Source organism: Bacillus sp. 05T22 (assembly GCF_056396765.1).
In genome coordinates, this window is sequence record NZ_JBFTMC010000188.1 from 1 (window position 1) to 5,670 (window position 5,670).

General features: G+C 37.8%; 7 protein-coding genes. 5 read left to right on the forward strand and 2 right to left on the reverse strand.

Going from position 1 to position 5,670, the window contains the following annotated elements:
- The coding region (locus tag AC1DIT_RS27235) for a thiol-activated cytolysin C-terminal domain-containing protein (RefSeq protein ID WP_476998555.1) at nucleotides 1–373 on the forward strand (373 nt) is incomplete at its 5' end.
- Nucleotides 374–436: 63 nt separating this feature from the next.
- Here the strand turns inward: AC1DIT_RS27235 and AC1DIT_RS27240 are convergent.
- The gene (locus tag AC1DIT_RS27240) at nucleotides 437–730 is read right to left on the reverse strand and encodes a hypothetical protein (RefSeq protein WP_141522328.1); all 294 of its coding nucleotides are present in this window, start codon (nucleotides 728–730) and stop codon (nucleotides 437–439) included.
- Between the two features lie 194 nt (nucleotides 731–924).
- On the opposite strand from AC1DIT_RS27240, the gene AC1DIT_RS27245 reads away from it, so the two are divergent.
- The 3 genes from AC1DIT_RS27245 to yunB all read left to right on the forward strand — a co-directional run bounded on the left by AC1DIT_RS27245 (nucleotide 925) and on the right by yunB (nucleotide 3,479).
- Nucleotides 925–2,316 carry a bifunctional metallophosphatase/5'-nucleotidase gene (locus AC1DIT_RS27245; RefSeq protein WP_077295358.1) on the forward strand — a complete coding sequence of 464 codons (1,392 nt, stop codon included), beginning with the start codon at nucleotides 925–927 and terminating at the stop codon, nucleotides 2,314–2,316.
- Between the two features lie 67 nt (nucleotides 2,317–2,383).
- A complete protein-coding gene (locus AC1DIT_RS27250) occupies nucleotides 2,384–2,686 on the forward strand; it encodes a YunC family protein (protein ID WP_003201652.1) in 303 nt (100 codons plus the stop codon).
- 55 nt (nucleotides 2,687–2,741) lie between these two features.
- Nucleotides 2,742–3,479 (forward strand): sporulation protein YunB, encoded by a 738-nt coding sequence (gene yunB / locus AC1DIT_RS27255; RefSeq protein WP_016132180.1) that lies wholly within the window; start codon nucleotides 2,742–2,744, stop codon nucleotides 3,477–3,479.
- Nucleotides 3,480–3,635: 156 nt separating this feature from the next.
- Here the strand turns inward: yunB and AC1DIT_RS27260 are convergent, their stop codons facing one another.
- Complete coding sequence (locus tag AC1DIT_RS27260; protein ID WP_476998556.1) at nucleotides 3,636–4,505, reverse strand: M23 family metallopeptidase; 870 nt, start codon at nucleotides 4,503–4,505, stop codon at nucleotides 3,636–3,638.
- 190 nt (nucleotides 4,506–4,695) lie between these two features.
- On the opposite strand from AC1DIT_RS27260, the gene lipA reads away from it, so the two are divergent.
- Nucleotides 4,696–5,592: a lipoyl synthase gene (lipA, locus tag AC1DIT_RS27265; protein ID WP_003201659.1), complete on the forward strand. Its 897-nt coding sequence runs from the start codon at nucleotides 4,696–4,698 to the stop codon at nucleotides 5,590–5,592.
- Nucleotides 5,593–5,670 lie beyond the last annotated feature (78 nt).

Genomic DNA, 5,670 nt, shown 5'->3' on the forward strand with positions numbered 1-5,670 from the left:
TAACAATACAGATTATATTGAGACTACAACTACAGAATATTCTAGTGCTAAAATGACGCTTGATCATACTGGTGGATATGTTGCTCAATTTGATGTATCTTGGGATGAATTCTCTTATGATCAAAATGGAAAAGAAGTACTAACCCATAAAACTTGGGAAGGAAACGGCAGAGACAGAACTGCTCATTTCAATACAGTCATACCACTTCCACCGAATTCAAAAAATGTAAAAGTCGTAGCAAGAGAATGTACAGGTCTTGCATGGGAATGGTGGAGAACAATTATTAATGAACAAAATGTTCCATTAACAAATGAAATGAAAGTTTCAATTGGAGGAACGACATTATATCCAAGTGCCAATATTAGTCATTAGGTAAAAGTGAAGCGCCCTGTTTGCAGGGCGCTTTTTTACTTGGTCGCAAATATATCGGTGCTTTTACGGTTCTCTAAATCCAAATGCTCCAATAAGAACAGGGATGAGTAATATGAAAATAACAGCTAGAAGTGGAACAAAAATACCGACAAACTTCCATTTGCTTGGTTCGTTCTTGTTTATAGCTATCATGCTGAATATGAGACCGAGGATGATGCAAGCGGTGCTAATAAAAAAGAAAATGATTGGTAAAAAACTTAAATTTGCTGCAAGGGCATAACTGAGTGAAAATGAAACAACTCCAGCTAATGTAACCCACAGAGAGAGAAAGCTATATTTGTTAAACAAAGGAATCACCCCCATACATCCATTTTAGTGTGAAAATTTTCTAATTAAAAGGTATCTTTTTGCTTTTTCCTCCAATGAGAGTACAATGTAAAATAGCAAGAAAAGGCGAAAAGTATTTACAGGATTATTGCAAGTAGATAGCGTAAAAGGCAGTAAGGAATTGAGAGGAGGTTTTTTCTCTGGATATAAATAAAGAAACAATCATTCACCTTTATCATACAAACGATATACATAGTCATTTTGAAAACTGGCCGCAAATTTCTCGGTTTGTACAAGAAGAGAAAAAGCGCAGACAGAAAGCAGGAGAATCTGTTTTCACATTAGATATTGGCGATCATGTGGATCGTTTTCATCGTATAACGGAAGCAACGAATGGCAAGGGCAATACGAAATTATTAAACGAAGCGCTATATGATTATGTAACGATTGGAAATAACGAAGGAATTACATTAGCGAAGGAGCATCTTGAACATTTATACGATGAAGCGAATTTTGAGGTGCTTGTAGCTAATTTATTTGAAAGAGATGGAACGCGTCCTAATTGGGCAAAACCGTACAAGCTGCATACAACTGCAGATGGAGTTACGATCGCTTTTATAGGCTTAACGGTAGCTTATCCAGAGTTCTATGAAATGCTGGATTGGCATATTGAAGATCCAATTGCACATTTGGAAGTAATTTTAGAAGAAGTGAAAGAAAAAGCTGATGTTACTGTCGTTCTTTCTCATCTTGGAAAGAATGCAGATGAGTATATGGCAGAGCATTATGATATTGATGTTATTTTAGGGGCACATACGCATCATTTGTTTGAGCGTGGTGTTCTTGTGAAGGGGACCTTGCTTTGCTGCGGAGAAAAGTGGGGGCATTATGTCGGACATGTTCAGCTAACGGTGGATCTAGAGACAAAAAGAGTGACAGAAAAGGATGGGAGAGCGATTCGTACAAATCGTCTGTCAGCTTACGGAGAGTCATTGCCGACGATTGAAGCGTTAGAGAAAGAAAGCGAACTTATTATGGCAGATCCGATTGTTGAGTTAAAAGAACCATTGCCGATTGATTGGTTCCAGGAGACACAAATTTCCCGTATGTTAGCAGGTGCATTAAAAAAATGGTGTAATGCGGGAATTGGGATGGTCAATGCGGGTGTGTTATTAGAAGGATTAGAAGAAGGAATTGTAACGCGCGGAGATATCCACCGCATTTGTCCACATCCTATTAATCCATGTGCACTAAAAGTAAAAGGAAAAACATTACGAGATGTTATTTTAAAAGCACGTCGTCCAAATATGGAACAACTTGAGGTAAAAGGCCTTGGTTTTCGCGGGAAAGTTATGGGGAAAATGATTTATGATGGTCTGGAAGTTACATTAGATACGATTCCTGGAAATAAAATTTTACTCGAAGATGTATTGATTAATGGAGAATCATTAGAGTTAGAACGTATATACACTGTCGGAACGATTGATATGTTTACATTCGGGTACTTATACCCAGAACTATCCACACTTTCTGAAAAACAATATTATATGCCAGAGTTATTGCGAGATGTGTTAACAGAGATGTTGATAACTTATACATCTTCCATCAAACTATAGGCTAGTTAACCTGTAACACTCATTTTTCTCTTTTCATAAAGATAAGAAAGAGAGGAGTGTATGAACTATGGTTAATGTGGAACCAATTATCATTGATAACTATACGTTTATAGCGGTTAGCGTAAAGCTTCCGAAAACAAATTTGTTGGCTGTTATGAGCGATAAGGGATATATTATGTGTGGAGCTTTAGATGTCGGCCTATTAAACGAGAAGTTAGGGGACCGAGGTATTATTGCTGGCCGCGCAGTTGGTGTGAGAACGATTGAGCAGCTTCTTGAAGCGCCGCTTGAATCGGTAACGACTGAAGCCGAGGCTCTAGGCATTCCAGCAGGAACAATTGGAAAAGATGCTTTATTAAAAATGATATAAGTATATATCGTCCCTCTTTCTTGCATAGAAATGATATAAGAAGGAGGGTTTTTTTATGCGTACATTTCGTCCAAAAGCTTCGCGTTTCCGAAAAGGACCGCTCCCCTTTCGGCATGTACTACTCATTTCGTTTATCATTTTTTTATTGTTAACTTTACAAGGATTCTGGATTGTGAATAAAAGTATTCAACCTACATTAATAAAATATGGAGAAACGCAGACACATAAAATGGCAACGGTTGTGATGACGAAAGCGGTAAAGGATCGAATTAAGGAAGGATTTGATGTGGATTCATTAATGAAAGTACAAAACGATAAGAATGGAAGAGTATCCACAATCGATTTAAATACAAAGCAAGTAAATGAGATTTTGACATCGACTACTGCATACATAGAGAAATATTTGCATCAAGTGGAGAAGGGGAATATGAAGGCACTCGGTCTTCCAGAAGAGAGCGGAGTGTCAATGTCTGTTCCTCTTGGACGCATAACGGATAATGCACTCCTTGGTAATTTAGGGCCGGATATTCCGATTGATTTTACAACAATTGGTCATGTGAATACGGATATTAAGCAAAATGTAAAACCGCATGGAATTAACAATACAGCGATTGAAGTTGTTATGGAAGTGCAGGTTACGCTACAGGTAATTATTCCATTTCGTACAAAAGAAATTACAGTAAAACAAAATATCCCAATTGCAACACGAATTGTACAAGGAGAGGTACCATCTTATTATGGAAGCGGCGGAGTTGTTATGCCAGATAGTAAGGGGAAGAAAGCGGATGATTAGTCATTCGCTTTTTTGTGTTTTATTGGTTTTTTAAGTTAATACTAAAAACATGGAAATTTTTATCAAATGAAGCAAGGAATTAACAAAATATGTATTATAACGGATGAGTAAGTTTGAAAAGACATTATAGTACTTAAAAGGAAACAACCGTAGCAATTAGCTACGGTTGTTTTTTAAATTCGCACGTTCTTTCCGCTCCCACAAACTTAAATGCATATACGGATCAAAGGCCCATTCTGTATACCCGTTGTCTTTATATAATCCAAAGTGCAAGTGTGGTGGAAACTTTCCAGCTGTACCAGGAGGTCCATAACCTGTGTTACCAACGAAGCCAAGAACGGTTCCTGGTTCTACAATTTGTCCTAGCTGTATTTCTTTAGAAAAGCCACCTAAATGTGCGTAATAATGATAATTGTTATATAAATCGCGAATGCCGATGCGCCAACCACCAAGGCGATTCCAACCCTTTGTTTCAATAACGCCGTAGCAGGTAGATCTTACTGGTACACCGTGCCTTGCGAAAATATCGGTGCCTTCATGAATACGTCTTCCTCCAAAACTCCGCCCAGCGCCAAATGTACTACGGTAGCTATTGTCGCTATGGACAGGAAGAGGGAAGGCATTCCCTTCTAAGTTAATACGACCATAGTGCTTATAGATTCGAGCATATTCGGTAATTAATTCAACTGTTTTTGCACGTCTATAATATTCCCAGAGCATAATTTTAATACGGTCTTCTGAAGTCCCTTGCTTTTTTATAATAGTTGCCATTGTATGCAAAAGATCTCGGTCGTTATTTGCATTTGCAATTCCGTCTTTATCGCCATCTAAACCAATCCCTCCAAACAGAGAAATCGTATGGGGAAGAGTATCGTTAGTAGAACCATTGGCAGGTCCAGCCCACATTTCTGGTTTAAAGTAAATTGATATGATAGCATCGGGCTTTTTCGGAATATCTTTTCTTACGCTCCGTATATTGCGTTCATATTGATCAATTGCGGCTAAATAATACCATGGTCGAAGCATAAAAATAAACTCCTTTCACAACATCACTCTTTTTAGTGTGGGATATACGAGATATTTCATTATAGTAAATCATTGGTAAAAATTCTTRGAATCTTCATTTGAGCAAATCGCTTTCATACGTTAGAATAGATATGTTACATTGAAAGAAGCGAACACGGTAAACTATTTCATATTGTGCGGAGTTGATAACATGACAAAACAAACAGAATATAAGCGCAAGCCCGAATGGTTGAAAATTAAGTTAAATACAAATGAAAACTATACAGGCTTAAAGAAAATGATGCGTTCTAAGCAGTTACATACCGTTTGTGAAGAGGCGAAATGTCCGAACATTCACGAATGCTGGGCTGTAAGAAAAACAGCAACGTTTATGATTTTAGGTGCGGTTTGTACACGTGCTTGTCGTTTTTGTGCGGTTAAAACAGGCTTACCAACGGAGCTTGATTTACAAGAGCCAGAACGCGTAGCAGATTCTGTAGTACACATGGGCTTAAAACACGTTGTTATAACAGCGGTTGCACGTGATGATTTGAAAGATGGCGGAGCTGCTGTTTTTGCTGAAACAGTGCGCGCTGTTCGTCGCAAAAATCCATTCACGTCTATTGAAGTACTGCCATCTGATATGGGCGGGGTAGAAGAAAATTTAAAAATGTTAATGGATGCAAAACCGGATATTTTAAACCATAACATTGAAACAGTACGTCGATTATCTGACCGAGTTCGCGCTAGAGCAAAATATGATCGTTCATTAGAGTTTTTACGTCGTGCAAAAGAAATGCAACCTGATATTCCAACTAAATCTAGCATTATGGTGGGACTGGGTGAAACAAGAGAAGATTTAATTGAAGCAATGGACGACTTACGTGCGAACAATGTGGATATTTTAACACTTGGACAATACCTACAACCATCTAAAAAGCATTTACCAGTTATTAAATACTACACACCAGCTGAATTTGCAGAGTTAAAAGAAATTGCTCTTAGCAAAGGATTTAGCCACTGTGAAGCTGGCCCGCTTGTTCGTTCTTCTTACCATGCAGATGAGCAAGTACGTTCTGCAAAAGAAAATACAGCACAAGCAAAATAATAGTAAAAAATCCTTCTTAGCGTGAAAACTAAGAAGGATTTTTTACTTCAAACACAACTAAATAGGAAAGAATAAAGT